General features: G+C 67.4%; 13 protein-coding genes and 1 tRNA gene. 6 read left to right on the plus strand and 8 right to left on the minus strand.

Features of this window, described 5'->3' with window-relative positions:
• Positions 1-55: 55 nt before the first annotated feature.
• Both DL899_RS12150 and DL899_RS12155 read left to right on the plus strand, forming a co-directional pair.
• Positions 56-331, plus strand: a complete 276-nt coding sequence (locus DL899_RS12150) for a hypothetical protein (protein ID WP_111734631.1) — start codon at positions 56-58, stop codon at positions 329-331.
• A 34-nt stretch (positions 332-365) separates the two neighbouring features.
• Entirely contained in the window at positions 366-794 is a 429-nt protein-coding gene (locus tag DL899_RS12155) for a DUF1284 domain-containing protein (protein ID WP_111734632.1), read from the plus strand.
• 23 nt (positions 795-817) lie between these two features.
• Here the strand turns inward: DL899_RS12155 and rlmB are convergent, their stop codons facing one another.
• A complete protein-coding gene (gene rlmB, locus DL899_RS12160; protein WP_111734633.1) occupies positions 818-1,606 on the minus strand; it encodes a 23S rRNA (guanosine(2251)-2'-O)-methyltransferase RlmB in 789 nt (262 codons plus the stop codon).
• Positions 1,607-1,743: 137 nt separating this feature from the next.
• On the opposite strand from rlmB, the gene DL899_RS19410 reads away from it, so the two are divergent.
• Positions 1,744-1,827: transfer RNA gene (locus DL899_RS19410), tRNA-Tyr, on the plus strand.
• Positions 1,828-1,988: 161 nt separating this feature from the next.
• Here DL899_RS19410 and DL899_RS12165 read toward each other — a convergent pair.
• From DL899_RS12165 to DL899_RS12180, 4 genes are all read right to left on the minus strand, one after another.
• Positions 1,989-2,255 carry a hypothetical protein gene (locus DL899_RS12165; protein WP_111734634.1) on the minus strand — a complete coding sequence of 89 codons (267 nt, stop codon included), beginning with the start codon at positions 2,253-2,255 and terminating at the stop codon, positions 1,989-1,991.
• A 34-nt stretch (positions 2,256-2,289) separates the two neighbouring features.
• The gene (locus DL899_RS12170) at positions 2,290-3,450 is read right to left on the minus strand and encodes a M20 aminoacylase family protein (protein ID WP_111734635.1); all 1,161 of its coding nucleotides are present in this window, start codon (positions 3,448-3,450) and stop codon (positions 2,290-2,292) included.
• On the minus strand, positions 3,416-5,239 hold the full coding sequence (locus tag DL899_RS12175) for an ABC transporter ATP-binding protein (protein WP_111734636.1): 1,824 nt from the start codon (positions 5,237-5,239) through the stop codon (positions 3,416-3,418). The genes DL899_RS12170 and DL899_RS12175 overlap by 35 nt, the downstream gene beginning before the upstream one ends.
• Before the next feature lie 77 nt (positions 5,240-5,316).
• A complete protein-coding gene (locus DL899_RS12180; RefSeq protein ID WP_111734637.1) occupies positions 5,317-7,797 on the minus strand; it encodes a penicillin acylase family protein in 2,481 nt (826 codons plus the stop codon).
• 94 nt (positions 7,798-7,891) lie between these two features.
• Here DL899_RS12180 and DL899_RS12185 point away from each other — a divergent pair, with 94 nt between their 5' ends.
• The gene (locus tag DL899_RS12185; protein WP_111734638.1) at positions 7,892-8,764 is read left to right on the plus strand and encodes an NAD(P)-dependent oxidoreductase; all 873 of its coding nucleotides are present in this window, start codon (positions 7,892-7,894) and stop codon (positions 8,762-8,764) included.
• A gap of 127 nt (positions 8,765-8,891) precedes the next feature.
• On the opposite strand, the gene DL899_RS12190 is transcribed toward DL899_RS12185, so the two are convergent.
• Complete coding sequence (locus DL899_RS12190; protein WP_111734639.1) at positions 8,892-9,557, minus strand: alpha/beta hydrolase; 666 nt, start codon at positions 9,555-9,557, stop codon at positions 8,892-8,894.
• Positions 9,554-10,183: a DNA-3-methyladenine glycosylase family protein gene (locus DL899_RS12195; RefSeq protein WP_111734640.1), complete on the minus strand. Its 630-nt coding sequence runs from the start codon at positions 10,181-10,183 to the stop codon at positions 9,554-9,556. The genes DL899_RS12190 and DL899_RS12195 overlap by 4 nt, the downstream gene beginning before the upstream one ends.
• Before the next feature lie 174 nt (positions 10,184-10,357).
• Between DL899_RS12195 and cobA the strand changes: the two genes are divergently transcribed.
• Together cobA and pgi are read left to right on the plus strand one after the other, a co-directional pair.
• Complete coding sequence (cobA, locus tag DL899_RS12200) at positions 10,358-11,209, plus strand: uroporphyrinogen-III C-methyltransferase (protein WP_111734641.1); 852 nt, start codon at positions 10,358-10,360, stop codon at positions 11,207-11,209.
• 82 nt (positions 11,210-11,291) lie between these two features.
• Positions 11,292-12,890 (plus strand): glucose-6-phosphate isomerase, encoded by a 1,599-nt coding sequence (gene pgi, locus DL899_RS12205; protein WP_111734642.1) that lies wholly within the window; start codon positions 11,292-11,294, stop codon positions 12,888-12,890.
• Between the two features lie 6 nt (positions 12,891-12,896).
• On the opposite strand, the gene DL899_RS12210 is transcribed toward pgi, so the two are convergent.
• On the minus strand, positions 12,897-14,117 hold the full coding sequence (locus DL899_RS12210) for an MFS transporter (protein ID WP_111734643.1): 1,221 nt from the start codon (positions 14,115-14,117) through the stop codon (positions 12,897-12,899).
• Positions 14,118-14,142: the final 25 nt, after the last annotated feature.

Raw genomic sequence — 14,142 nt, forward strand, 5'->3', positions numbered from 1 at the left:
GGCCGCAGCCGGCGCGCGATTTGCGCGCCCGCTGCTGTCCCGAAGGGATCCCGTCATGGCGCAGACCGCCGATACAACCGCACTTTCATCCGAAACCGCCGATCAGGCCACCCAACAGGACGTGCTGCCCAGCGATCAGCCGGTGCTGCTGGGCACCTTTCTGGCCGTTGCCGGAAACCGCGCGCTGATGCGCAGCGGCACCGGCGAGATCGTCACTCTCGGCGTCGGCGACCGGATCGAACCCTACCAGGTCGCCGCCATCGGCGAGGGCGAAATCATGCTCGTCGTCTACAACCAGGTCCACCGGCTGACCATTCCCGGCCGGCCTTGACCAGCCCCGCGACACCGCCCATCCTGCCCCGGCCATGACAGACACGCCGCCCGTCCGATACCGTCCGCATCACCTGCTCTGCTCGCTGGGGTTCCAGGGCAAAGGCTATTCGTCCGCCTTTGTCACCAATATGGCGGCTATCGTCGATGACAGGCTGCGCGCGCCGGGCGGTAATGACGTGGTGATCGAAATCACCGGCGAGACCGATGACATCTGCGCCCCCTGCCCCCGCCGCCGCGGCACGCTGTGCGAGGTGCAACCCCATATCGCCGCGCTCGACGCCCGCCATGCCCGCGCGCTGGGGCTGTTCGCGGGCGCACGCCTGACCTGGGGCGAGGCCAAGCGCCGCATCCAAAAGCGCGTGCCGCCTGGGGGGCTGCAACACCTGTGCGCAGGATGCCAGTGGCTGGAACTGGGCGTGTGCGAACGCGCGGTGGCGGCGCTGCACGACACGCAACCGTAATCATCCGGCTAAGACCGCGCGCCTCAGCCCTCCGCACGAGCGGCATATAGCGCCACCGCCGCCGCATTCGAGACGTTGAGCGATCCGAACGCGCCCGCAGCAGGGATCTTTACCAGCATGTCGGCGCATTCGCGGGTCTTGGGGCGCAGGCCCGGCCCCTCGGCCCCCAGCACCAGCGCCACGGGCCCATCGCGCCGGTCGACAAGCGCGGTCTCGACGTCCAGTTCAGCCTCGCCCGCCAGTCCCAGCACCAGGTACCCCATCGCCTGCAACTCGTCGATGGCGCGCGCCAGGTTGATCACCCGCAGATAGGGCTGACGTTCCAGCGCGCCGCTGGCCGCCTTGGCGAGGGCCCCGGTTTCGGGCGCCGAATGGTGCCGCGTCGCCACCACCGCCTGCGCGCCGAACACCTCGGACGAGCGCAGGATCGCACCGACATTATGCGGGTCGCTCACCCGGTCCAGCAGCACCACGCGCGGCGGGCGCCCCGGCCGGGGCGTGCAGCATTCCGACAGATTGCCCCAATCCAGCGGCCGCGCCTCCAGCGCCGCGCCCTGGTGCACCGATTGCGGGTCGAGCGGGGCGGTAAAGCGGCGCGCATCGACGATCTCGGGGGTCATTCCGGCCGCGTCTATCGCCTCGGCCAGCCGCTCGGCCGCGTTGCGCGTTACAATCAACCGCAGCCTGTCCCGCGCCGGGTTGAGCAGCGCATCGCGCACCGCGTGCAGCCCGAAAAGCCACACGGTTTCGGCGGCAGCGGCCTTTTTCGCCTGCTCCTTTTCGATTGCCCAACGCGGTTTCTTCGCAGCCATTCCTGCCCCCTTCGATAACGAGCCGCGACAATGCGCGCGACCGCCCCGACCCGCAAGCCATTTTCCGGTTGACGCCTATTGGCCGCGCTTCTAAATACCCCGTCACGTCCGGGGCCGCACGCGACCCGGGTCGGTGTGGGCGACAGGCCGCAAGGTGTGGCAGGGGACTGTAACTCCCTCGCGGAGACGCACGCCAGGTTCGATTCCTGGGTCGCCCACCATTTCCCCGACATTTACCCGGTCAAAAGATGGAACCGCCGTGCGCCCGGCGCGCGTGCCCTGCTTCTTTCTGGTTGAAAATACCCAATAGATATCTGGCCCCCAAAGGCAGCGCGCCGGCATTTCCGCGCCCGGCCAGCCAAAGCCATCCCGCAGCAAAAGATCAGCGGAAATTGGTCAGGTAGATGATCAGCGCCACCACCGCCACCGGCACGATGTAGACGCCCCAGATCAGCTTGCGCCTGAGCGATCCCTCATAGTCGCGCAGCCCCTCTTCGGTATAGGTGTCCAGTTCTCCGGGGCGGCCTTCTTCCTCCCACCACTCCTGCAGCTTGCGCCGGCGCACCGAGCGGGAATAGATCGACAGCGACACGTAGATCACCGTCAGAACCACGAATCCGATCACCAGTAGCCGCGCCAGTGCTGCCATCGCTTTTCCCTTCCCCTCGCGCCCCGTCGCCCGGTCAGAGCGGCATGCGCCCCTCGGCCACTTCGACCCACCAGCTGCACCCCACCGGGATCACCGCGTCGTTGAAGTCGTATTCCGGGTGGTGCACCATAGCCGTGTCGCCGTTGCCCATCAGGATATAGGCGCCGGGGCGTTCTTGCAGCATAAATGCGAAATCCTCGCCCCCCATCACCAGCGGTGCCTCGTCACACTGGCCGCTGACGGCGCGCGCCGCATCGGCGGCAAAACCCGTTTCCGTGGCGTGGTTGTCCATCACCGGATAGTTGCGTTCATAGTCCATCGTTATGCGCCCGCCAAAGGCCGCGCCGATGCCGTCGCAGATGGCCTGCATCCGCGTCTCGGCCAGGTCGCGCAGACCGGCGCTCATGGTGCGCACGGTGCCCGTCAGCCGCACCGAGGACGGGATCACGTTGAAGGTCTGGGATGTGCTTTCCATCCCCGTGATCGACACCACCAGCTGTTCGGTGGGGTCGGCGTTGCGGCTGACCACGGTCTGCAAGGCCCCGATCAGCTGCGCTGCGATCACGCAGGGGTCGATTGTGTCATGGGGCTTGGCGGCATGGCCGCCCTTGCCCTCGATCACGATCCCGATCTTGTCGGTGGCGGCAAAGAACGGCCCCGGCCGGATGGCGAACTGGCCGGCGGGAATGCCCGGCCAGTTGTGCATGCCGTAGACCTCCTGAATGCCGAAGCGGGTCATCAGCCCGTCGTCGCACATCACCTTTGCGCCGCCGCCGCCCTCTTCGGCGGGCTGAAAGATCACCACCACGGTGCCGTTGAAATTGCGCGTCTCGGCCAGGTATTTCGCCGCCCCCAGCAACATCGCGGTGTGGCCGTCATGGCCGCAGGCATGCATCAAACCGGGGTTCTTCGAGGCATAGGGCGCCCCGGTCCGTTCCTCGATCGGCAGCGCGTCCATGTCCGCGCGCAACCCCACAACACGCCCCGATCCCGTCTCGCGCCCGCGGACGACGCCGACGACGCCGGTGCGCCCGATGCCGGTCACCACCTCGTCGCAGCCGAATTCGCGCAGCTTGTCGTCCACCAGCGCGGCGGTGCGGTGGGTTTCAAACAGAAGCTCGGGATGTGCATGGATGTCGCGCCGCCATTCGGCGATCTTGTCATGCATCTCGGCAAAGCGGTTCTTCACGGGCATTGCCCACCTCCTGTTCCACATATCCGCAATCGGAAACGAGCACCCGGTGCCCCGGCCCGGCCTCTCGATAGACCGAAGGTCCCGACTCGTGCCCTCTGGGGTGTATAGGTGTCGCAACGGCGCTGGATTGCAACGCCTCGAATCCGCCCCTGCGGGCCGGGTCGGGCACCGGCACTGCCCGCATCAGCGCCCTGGTATAGGCGTGGCGCGGGTTTTCCAGCACCGCCGCACAGGGACCCATTTCGACGATCCGACCGCGATACATCACCGCCACGTCATGGCTGATCCGGGCCACCGCGCCGATGTCGTGGCTGATGAAGAGGCACGAAATCCCCAGATCGGCCTGCAACTGCGCCAGCAGGTCCAGCACCTGCGCCCGCACCCCGGCATCGAGCGCGCTGACCGCCTCGTCAGCGACAAGCAGCTTTGGCGACAGCGTCAGCGCACGGGCGATCGCCACCCGCTGGCGTTGCCCGCCCGACAGCGCGTGCGGATAGCGGGTCATCAGTGCGCGCGGCAGGCCGACGCGATCGAACAGCTGCGCCGCCATATCGGCCCGCTCGGCGGGATTGCCAATGCCAAAATTCAAAAGCGGTTCAATAACCTGTTTGCCACAGCTCATCCTCGGATCAAGGCTGTCGGACGGGTCCTGAAAGATCATCTGAACGCCCCGGCGGGCCTGCCGCAGCGCCCGCGCGTCAAGCCTCGTCAGGTCGCGCCCCGCCAGCAGAACCTGCCCGGCGTCGGGTTCAACCAGCCGCAGGATCGACCGCCCGACCGTGGTCTTGCCGCTGCCCGTCTCGCCCACCAGCGCCAGCGTCCGCCCGTGTCCGATGTCAAACGATAGGTCCTGAACCGCGTGCAGCCGCCCCTTTTCGCGCCGACCTGCCATGCCGCCCCGCATCGCATAGCGGGTAACAAGGCCGCGCACCGACAAGAGCGGTGCCTCGCCCCCTGCGCCGGGCCGGGCCGGCACCGGGCCGGTCCGCGACACCGCGGCCAGCAGTGCCCTTGTATGGGGGTGGGCAGGCGCGGAAAAGATGCGTGCAACAGGCCCCTCTTCGACCTTGCGCCCCTCGTGCATCACCACCACCCGGTCGGCGATCTGCGCCACCACAGCCATGTCATGGGTGATGAAGATCACCGCCGTTCCGGTCTCGCGCCGCAGCCGGTCGATCAGCGTCAGGATCTCGGCCTGCACCGTGACATCAAGCGCGGTGGTCGGCTCGTCCGCGATCAGCAGGCGGGGCCGGCAGGCCAGCGCCATCGCGATCATCACCCGCTGACGCTGCCCTCCCGACAGCTCGTGCGGGTATTGCCGCAACCGGCGCTCGGGATCGGGCAGGCGCACCTGGTGCAGCAGATCCGCCGCCCGCGCCCGCGCGGCGCGGCGCGACAGCCCTTCGTGCCGGCGCAATCCCTCGGCCAGTTGCCGGCCGATGGTGATGACGGGGTTCAGTGCGGTCGCCGGCTCCTGAAAGATCATGCCGATCTCGCGCCCCCGGATGGTGCGCATGGCCTTCTGATCCAGCCGGGTGAGGTCAGTCATGCCCCCTGCCCGCTCGAACAGCACCTTGCCGCCGGTGATGCGGCCGCCGTCGAATTCCACCAGCCGCATCATCGCCAGCGCTGCGGCGGACTTGCCCGAGCCGCTTTCGCCGACAAGGCACAGCACCTCGCCCGGGGCGAGCGTCAGCGACAGGTCCTCCACCGCCCTGACAGGCCCCTCGGCGGCCTCATAGGCCACCTGCAGCCCCTCGATACGGACAACGGCGCGGTCGTCTGGCATGGCCTCTCCTGCCGGGGGTGCATTCGCGGGCAGGCTAACGGCAGCACAGACCACGGTCAAACCGGCCCGCGCCCTCTCTATTGCGAAACGCGCGGCTCCAGCACCGTCACGCCGACCGCCGCCGCACGGGCAAGTTCGGGGTCAAGCGACATCGGGATATATTCCCCCCGCCGCCACAGTTGTGACAGGTCGTCGTAATGGCGGCTGAGGAAATGGCCCGACTGGCCGGTCGAGACGATGAAGACGCTGCTGTCAGGGTCGGCGAAATCATAGACCCCGCGATACCCCGCACCGTGCACGTTCAGGAACGGTTGCGGATCGGCGCCCGAGGTACGCCCGCGCATCAGCGTGTTGTCCCCGCCCGAGGTCGATTGCCGGATATTGACGAAATAACGCAGGATCGGCACCGAGCCCAGCACCGGATGGTCATGCGTGGCCTGGTGCGCGTCGCCCCAGCGCAGGCTTTCCAGCGCGGCGCCATAGCGTTCACCGACCCAGACCAGCGCATCATCCAGCGCCAGGCGCGCGATGTCGGTGCAGGTCTCGCGGTCGCTCGACTGGCGGATGTCGCACCATTCGGCGGCACCGTCGATGTCACGATAGACCCGTTCCAGGAACACCGGGTCGGGATGGCTGAACTCTTCTGCCAGCGGACCCAGATCGTCTTGGATCAGCCTTACCGTCAGCGCCCGCATCCAGGCCGCGTAAAGCAGCGGCTCGGGCAGGTGTTCGTTCATCTCGCCGTTCCAGGCCGACAGCAGTTCCAGCGCACGCTGGCGCTGGCGCTCGGGCGTGCCGGCAGGTGCGGCCTCGCCTGTGAACCACAGGTCCTTGCCGATCAGCGGCAGCAGCGCCCGCGCGGTAAAGCTGACGGTGTCGAGCTGCGCCTCGATGAAACTGTCACGCGTATGCACCCGGCGCGCCTGCATCAGCCGCTGCCAGCGGTGCACCCGCTGGGTGTCGCCCCAGGTAAAGCTGACATGCGCGGGAAACGGGCGGTCGACGATCTTGTTGTTGGTATTGCCCAGCAACCCGCCGCGGGGCGCTACGAATTCGGGGTTGGCGGCATAGGACGTCATCGCCGGCCAGCGATTTTGGGCAAGCCAGCCACGGCTGGGCATCCGGCCCTGGGTTTCGTGCTCGGCATCGCGGCGCGGCATGGCGCCGAGCATCTTCATGGCAATGGTTTCGCTGTCCGCCAGCACCAGGTTCTGCGAGGGGGCGACAAAGAAACGCCCCGCCTCCAGCGCCTCGGCCACCGATTGTGCCCGCATCAATGCCATGGCAGCGGTCATGGTGGTGTCATGCGCCGACAACGCCGTCCACGCGACCGAGGCAACATGCCCCGGCGGCGTCACACGCGCCAGGTCGAACCGGCTGCCGGGCAGGACGGGGCCGTTTTCCGTCCAGCGCAGGGTCAGGGTGACGGGGTCCTGATCCTTGATGCGGATGATGGTGTTCTCGGTACGGAACGGCTTGTAGCCATCAGGCGTCAGGTATTCCGCCGGGTTTTCCGGGTTCAACCGCTCGATATAGACATCTTGGTCGTCCATATAGGACGACGTCACCCCCCAGCCCAGGTTGGCGTTGCGCCCGCTGATCACCAGCGGGATGCCCGGAATGGTGCCGCCGATGACACCGCCATCGGGCAGTTCCATCCGCGCCAGATACCAGAACGACGGCGCGGTAAAGCTCAGATGCGGGTCGTTGGCCAACAGCGTGCCGCCGCTGGCCGAACGCGACGGCGCTGCCGCCCAGGCGTTCGAGGCGCCGGCGAGTTCCCGCTCGGCGAAGGGCCAGAACGGTGGCCGATCCGTATCAGCGCTTGCCAGCCGGGGCGACAACGCGTCGAGTTCGGGAAAGAGCGACGCGTAATCGGGCAGTGCGGCGATGCCGGTGCCCGGCGCCAGCGGCATGATGTCGGCCAGTCGCGCCGGGTCGTCCTGCGCCAGCGACGCGCGGGCATAAAGCACCTCTTCCTTCAGGTGGCCCGACATCTGCACCGCCATGAGTTTCAGCAGCGCGACTGAATCGGCCGGCTGCCAGGGCGCGATGGCGACATCGAACATGAACATCTCGGGCGCGCCGCGGCCCAGGGCATCCTCGTTGATCTCGGCCAGCCGGGCATTGACGCCGGCGGCATAGGCCCGCAGCGCCGCCTGGGTGCGCGCGTCCTGCACGCTGACCGAACTGCGCGCCTGCGCGTAAAAACCGAACCGGCGCATGATCTTGTCGGTTTCCAGCGTCTGGGTACCGAACACCTCTGACAGGCGGCCCTGCACGGTGCGCCGCATCGTTACCATCTGCCACAGCCGGTCCTGCGCATGGGCGTAGCCAAGGCCGAAAAAGCTGTCCAGGTCTGTGCCGCCAAAGATATGCGGCACATTGGCGTGGTCGCGCACGATTTCGACCGGGGCAGAGATGCCCTCGACCGTCAGCCGCTTGTCATAGTCGGGCAGCGAGCGCGACAGCAGGAAATAGATGGACGCCATCGCAAGCGTGGCCAGCACCACCATCGCGGCCGCGATCCGGAAGAGCCATTTCAGCACCGGTCCCATTCTCGCGCGCGTCCCGTTTCCCCTTGCATCCGGCGTCGGAATAGTCAGGAATCCGGCTCGATACAATGGCCGCGACGAGGGAGGGTACGTAACAATGGCGAAACTGGCATTTCTTGGCCTGGGCGTAATGGGCTTTCCGATGGCCGGGCACCTGCAGGCCGCGGGCCATGACGTCTGTGTCTACAACCGCACCGCGGCCAAGGCCCAAGCCTGGGTCGACCAGCATGGCGGGCGCAGCGCCCCCACCCCGCGCGAGGCCGCCGAGGGCGCCGATTTCGTGATGACCTGCGTCGGCAATGACGACGACCTGCGGGGTGTCTGCCTTGGCGATGATGGCGCATTCGCCGGGATGAAACCGGGGGCGATCCTGGTCGATCACACCACCGTTTCGGCCAAGGTCACGCAGGAACTGGCCGCCATCGCGCGCGAGGCGGGGCTGGGTTTCGTCGACGCCCCCATTTCCGGCGGGCAGGCCGGGGCCGAGAACGGCCAGCTTTCGGTCATGTGTGGTGGCACGCAGGCCGACTATGCCGCCGCCGAGCCGGTGATGAACACCTATGCCAAGCTCTGCCGCCGCATCGGCGACAGCGGCGCGGGCCAGATGACCAAGATGTGCAACCAGATCGCCATCGCCGGACTGGTGCAGGCCCTGTCCGAAGCGCTGCATTTCGCCGAAAAAGCAGGGCTAGACGGGCGCGCGGTGGTCGAAGTGATCAGCCAGGGTGCCGCCGGGTCGTGGCAGATGGCCAACCGGTACGAGACCATGCTCGACGATCATTTCGAGCACGGCTTTGCAGTCGACTGGATGCGCAAGGATCTGGGTATCTGCCTGGACACCGCCAATGAGAACGGCGCCTCGCTGCCGGTGACCGCGCTGGTGGACCAGTATTACAAGGACGTCCAAAAGATGGGCGGCGGGCGCTGGGACACGTCAAGCCTGTTCAAGCGGCTCAGAAAGCTGGGCTGAAGGCGACGCCGGGCGGGCGCGCCCAACCCGGGCAACACCAGACAGCGCGCCGCCGCCCCCAAGCCGGGGCATTTGCTCGGTGCCGGCTGAACGAGGCCCCGGACCAGGTTCGGGGCGCGGCGGGTGGTCAGAACCCCATCTTGTCACGCATGAAGGCCAGCGCCACCGACAGCCCATCAGGGTCAATGCCGTGGCCGGTGCCCTGCATCACATGGGCATAGACATCCGTCCACCCGGCCGCCTGCAGCGCCTCGGCGGCCTCGGGCATCGACGAGGGCGGCACCAGGTCGTCGGCGTCGCCATGTACCAACAGCACCGGCGGGCGGCTGACCACCTCGTCGCGCAACAACTCTGGCGACAGAAGGCGCCCGGAAAACGCCACCACGCCCGCAACCGCATCCTCGCGCCGGGGCGCGACGTGCAGGGCCAGCATGGTGCCCTGGCTGAATCCGAACAGAACCACCTGTTCGGGCAGCAGATCCTCGTCCACCATCAGCGCGTCGAGAAAGGCGTTGATGTCGTCCACCGCCGCCATCATCCCGCGCTCGGCCTCTTCCTGCGACGAGCCGTCGATCCAGGGGATCGGAAACCACTGCAGCCCGCCGGGCATCATCGGGATCGATTCGGGCGCATCAGGTGCGACGAACAGCGTATCGGGCAGATGGTCGGCCAGCACGTCCGCCAGCCCCAGCAGGTCGGCGCCATTCGCCCCGTAACCGTGCAAAAACACCACTGCCGACCTTGTCGTGCCCGATTTCGGCCCCTTGCGGCCGGCATTCAGAACCCGCGTCATCTGATCCCTTCCCTTTGTTTGGCGACCCGGTAGTAGGCCCACAGCAGCCGCGCCGCAACCGATCTCCACGGCGCCCAGGGCTCTGCCATCTGGCGCAGATCGCGTGGGCGCGGCCGCTCGGACAGATCGTAGAGCAGGCGCGCGGCCTCCTGCAACGCCAGGTCGCCGGGGGCAAAGACATCCGCCCGCCCGAGGCTGAACATCGCATAGATTTCCGCCGTCCACACGCCGATGCCCGGCAACTCGGTCAGCCGGGCCACGACATCCGCATCAGGAAGGGCGCGCAACACATTGAAATCCAGATCGCTTTCCGCAAGAGCGCGGATATAGCGGATCTTCTGCCGGCTCAGTCCCGCGGCGCGCAGATCGGCCTCGTCCGCGCGGCGGATCGGGTCCGGCGCATCCAGTCCCGCCGCCTGCATCCGGTTCCAGATCGCATCTGCCGCGCTGGTGCTGAGCTGCTGGCTGACGATGGCGCTGAGCAGTGCCGCAAACCCATCAGCGCGCCGGCGCAGCGGCACCGGGCCGCAAAGGTCGCGGGCATGGGCCATGCGCGGGCAGATCGCCGCCAGGTGCGCCATGCCTTCCTCGATATCCGCCTCGGTTTCGATGATGCGCCCGGTCACGGCGATGCCCCCGGTCCGGGCGTAGGCATCGGTCGCTGGAAAGAAAGATCGGTTTGGCGGGTCATCAGGGCGACTATAGGCAACCCGTCGGCGCGGGCCAATCGGCGATTTCATACGCCTGCGCCGGGCAGTACCGCCCTTTCCCGGCGGGCCGGATCAGGGCATACATAGGGCATGGGTGACTCGATCTCTCTTCCCGGTGGTGACTGGCCGGTGCTGGAACCCGGATGGGTGTGGCTTTGCGGCGCCGGGCCGGGCGATCCGGGACTGTTGACGCTGCACGCGCTCAACGCGCTCGGTCAGGCCGACAAGGTGATCTATGATGCGCTGGTGGACGAGGCGATCCTTGGCTGGGCGCCGCAGGCAGAGCTGATCTATGCCGGCAAGCGCGGCGGCAAGGCCTCGGCCAGCCAGCGCGACATATCGCTGAAACTGGTCGAACTGGCGCAGGCCGGACACAAGGTGCTGCGTCTCAAGGGCGGCGATCCCTTTGTATTTGGCCGTGGCGGTGAAGAGGCGCAGACGCTGGTGCAGCATGGCGTGCCGATCCGCGTCGTGCCCGGCATCACCGCCGGCATCGGCGGGCTGGCCTATGCCGGCATTCCCGCCACCCATCGCGACGTCAACCAGGCGATCACCTTTGTCACCGGGCATGACCAGTCGGGCAGGACACCGGCGACGCTGGACTGGCAGGCCATCGCGCGGGGCAGCCAGGTAATCGTGATCTACATGGGTATGCGACACGCCGCCGGCATCGCCGAGGCGCTGATGAATGCGGGCCGGGCGGCGGATGAACCCTGCGCAGTGATCACCTCCGCCACCACGCCCCGCCAGCAGGTGCTGGAAACCACGCTGGCCGCAATGGCCGCCGACATCGCCGCGGCAGGGCTGGAGCCGCCAGCGATCCTGTGCGTCGGGCGGGCGGTGCTGATGCGCCAGGCGCTCGACTGGCTGGGGATGGTCGCGGGCGTGGCCCCGCGCAACCCCGACCCGCTGGGCCGGGGCCGCCCCGCCGAGGCATCATGACCAGCGCTGCACACGCTTTTGTTCATGCGAAACATGTAGTTACACCGAATGATTTGAGTATGATTCAGACGAGGCACAGATCATGTGGGAGGCACTGAAAGCCGAGCGCGGCGCGCACATCGCCGATCTGCTGCGGGACGCAGGCCGCGCCGCCGATTTCTCGGTGCGCATGGACGGGATACTGTTCGACTATTCCAAGACCTCCATGACGGCGCAGGCACGCGCGGGCCTGCTGGCGCTTTTCGAGACGCGCGGCGTGGCCGAGCGGCGCGAGGCCATGTTCACCGGCGAGCCGATCAACGAAACCGAGGGCCGCGCGGTGCTGCATGTTGCGCTGCGCAACCTGTCGGGCGGGCCGATCGTGTCGGGCGGGCGCGACGTGATGCCCAAGGTTCGCCAGACGCTGGAACGGATGGAACAATTCGCCGACAAGGTGCGCTCGGGTGATTTCCGCTGCGCCGGGGGCGCGGTGCGCGACGTGGTGAATATCGGCATCGGCGGATCGCACCTGGGCCCGGAAATGGCGGTGCGCGCGCTGGCGCCCTGGCATGACGGGCCGCGTTGTCATTTCGTCTCGAACATCGACGGGGCGGATATTTCCGACACGCTCAAGGGGCTCGACCCGGCCACCACGCTGGTGATCGTCGCCTCGAAATCCTTTACCACGCAGGAAACCATGACCAACGCGCAGACGGCGCGCGACTGGATGGCGGCAGTGGTCGACGATCCGGCGGCGCAGTTCGTGGCGCTGTCCAGCGCCGTGGACAGGACGGCCGAATTCGGCATCGCCCCCTCGCGCGTCTTCGGGTTCGAGGATTGGGTCGGCGGGCGCTATTCGATCTGGGGGCCGATCGGGCTGTCGCTGATGATCGCCGTGGGGCCCGGGGCATTCCGCGACTTCCTGGCGGGGGGCGAGGCGATGGATACCCATTTCCGCACCGCGCCGGCGCAGCAGAACATGCCGGTGATGCTGGCGCTGACGGGACTGTGGCACAGCCATGTGTGCGGCTATCCCACCCGCGCGGTACTGCCCTACGACCAGCGGCTGGCGCGGCTGCCGGCCTATCTGCAGCAGCTGGAAATGGAATCGAACGGCAAGGGCGTCAGCATGGGCGGGCAGCCGCTTGACGGGCCGTCGGGGCCGGTGGTCTGGGGCGAACCCGGCACCAACGGCCAGCACGCGTTTTACCAGCTTCTGCACCAGGGCACGCAGGTGGTGCCGTGCGAATTCATGGTCGCCGCGCGGGGCAATGATCCGCATCTGGATCATCACCACCGGCTGCTGGTGGCCAACTGCCTGGCCCAGTCCAAGGCGCTGATGCGCGGGCGCAGCCGCGACGAGGCACGCGCGCTGGCCGAGGCGCAGGGTTTTTCCGCCGCGGAATTGGACCGACAGGCGGCGCACCGGACATTTCCGGGCAACCGCCCCTCGACCACGCTGATCCATGACCGGCTGACGCCGGGGCGGCTGGGCCAGATCATCGCGCTTTACGAACACCGCGTATTCGTCGAGGGGGTGATGCTGGGCATCAACTCGTTCGACCAATGGGGGGTGGAGCTGGGCAAGGAACTGGCGGGCGAGATCGCGCCGGTTCTGGATGGCAAGGCCGGCACCGAGGACATCCGCGACAGCTCGACCCGGCAGCTCATCGACTTTGTCAAAGGCGCAGACGGGGGCTGAGGCGGATCAGTTCTCTCGCGGGCGCAGTACCAGCCAGATCAGCGAGCCGCCCGCCAGCGTCAGGAACGGGATCATCGCCAGGTTGACCGCCGCCCAGCCCGCCTGCGGTGTCCCGCCCGAGCAGTTCATCAGCCCGCCCGAGGCGAGCGAGGCCATCGTCACCCCGCCAAAGACGATCAGGTCGTTGAGGCCCTGCATACGCCCGCGCTCATGCGGCTCATGCGCGCCGGCCAGCATCGTCGTCGCGCCGATAAAGCCGAAGTTCCACCCAAGCCCCAGTAGAATGAGGGCGATAAAGAAGTTCTCCAGTTCGACCCCCTGCAGGGCCACCACCCCGGCCCCGGCAAGGATAACCAGCCCGGTGCCGACGATCTTTTCGACCCCGAACCGCACGATCAGGTGGCCGGTAAAGAAGGATGGCACGTACATCGCCAGCACGTGACCGGTGACGATATCGGCGGCATTGCCGGCCTCGAACCCGCAGCCGACCACGGCCAGCGGGGTCGAGGTCATCACCAGGTTCATCAGCGCATAGGAAACGGTGGCGCAGATCACCGCCACGGCGATGCGCGGGGTGGTCAGCAACTGCCAGCGGCTGCGCCCCACCGGGGCGTCTTCGGCCGGGATCGGGGGTTTGGGGATGTCGAGAAAGAAAAACAGCAGCGCACCACCGGCGTTCAGCACGATCACCGCCAGATAGGTGCCCAGGAACGGCACCACCATGGATTCGGCCGTCACCTTGACCAGCTGCGGCCCGATCACGGCGCTGGCCAACCCCCCCGCCATGACATAGGAAATCGCCTTGGCGCAGAATTCATCGCTGGCGGTATCGGCGCCGGCAAAGCGGTAAAATCCCTGCGCCGACATGTAGGTGCCGGTAAACAGGCTGCCCAGCAGGTAGACCGGAAAGGACGCCGTCCACAGACCATAGGCGCAGATGGCCGCCCCCATCGCCCCGGCCCCCGCACCGATCAGAAAGCCCGCGCGCCGGCCCCACTGCTGCATCGTCCAGCTGAGCGGCGTCGCCGACAGCATCGAACCCAGAACGATCAGCGAGATCGGCAGCGTGGCAAAACAGATATTGGACGCCAGCGATTGCCCCGCCAGCCCCCCGACGACAAAGATCATCGGCATCTGCGATCCCAGGATCGCCTGAGCCAGCACCAGCACAGCAACATTGCGCCGGGCGCGGCGGTCGTCCTCAGGGGGAATAATTGTTTCAGTCATCCCGCCCTGCTAGCCCCGTTGCCCG

This window comes from Roseovarius amoyensis, from assembly GCF_003260265.1.
Lineage (GTDB): Bacteria > Pseudomonadota > Alphaproteobacteria > Rhodobacterales > Rhodobacteraceae > Roseovarius > Roseovarius amoyensis.

What these genes read in the sequence shown, in the direction of transcription:
- DL899_RS12165 (WP_111734634.1), bottom strand. Translation starts at nt 2,255, where the DNA reads ATGGCAGCACTGGCGCGGCTACTGGTGATCGGATTCGTGGTTCTGACG.
- DL899_RS12155 (WP_111734632.1), top strand. Translation starts at nt 366, where the DNA reads ATGACAGACACGCCGCCCGTCCGATACCGTCCGCATCACCTGCTCTGC.
- DL899_RS12190 (WP_111734639.1), bottom strand. Translation starts at nt 9,557, where the DNA reads ATGACGCGGGTTCTGAATGCCGGCCGCAAGGGGCCGAAATCGGGCACG.
- rlmB (WP_111734633.1), bottom strand. Translation starts at nt 1,606, where the DNA reads ATGGCTGCGAAGAAACCGCGTTGGGCAATCGAAAAGGAGCAGGCGAAA.
- pgi (WP_111734642.1), top strand. Translation starts at nt 11,292, where the DNA reads ATGTGGGAGGCACTGAAAGCCGAGCGCGGCGCGCACATCGCCGATCTG.
- DL899_RS12170 (WP_111734635.1), bottom strand. Translation starts at nt 3,450, where the DNA reads ATGCCCGTGAAGAACCGCTTTGCCGAGATGCATGACAAGATCGCCGAA.
- DL899_RS12175 (WP_111734636.1), bottom strand. Translation starts at nt 5,239, where the DNA reads ATGCCAGACGACCGCGCCGTTGTCCGTATCGAGGGGCTGCAGGTGGCC.
- DL899_RS12180 (WP_111734637.1), bottom strand. Translation starts at nt 7,797, where the DNA reads ATGGGACCGGTGCTGAAATGGCTCTTCCGGATCGCGGCCGCGATGGTG.
- cobA (WP_111734641.1), top strand. Translation starts at nt 10,358, where the DNA reads ATGGGTGACTCGATCTCTCTTCCCGGTGGTGACTGGCCGGTGCTGGAA.
- DL899_RS12185 (WP_111734638.1), top strand. Translation starts at nt 7,892, where the DNA reads ATGGCGAAACTGGCATTTCTTGGCCTGGGCGTAATGGGCTTTCCGATG.
- DL899_RS12210 (WP_111734643.1), bottom strand. Translation starts at nt 14,117, where the DNA reads ATGACTGAAACAATTATTCCCCCTGAGGACGACCGCCGCGCCCGGCGC.
- DL899_RS12150 (WP_111734631.1), top strand. Translation starts at nt 56, where the DNA reads ATGGCGCAGACCGCCGATACAACCGCACTTTCATCCGAAACCGCCGAT.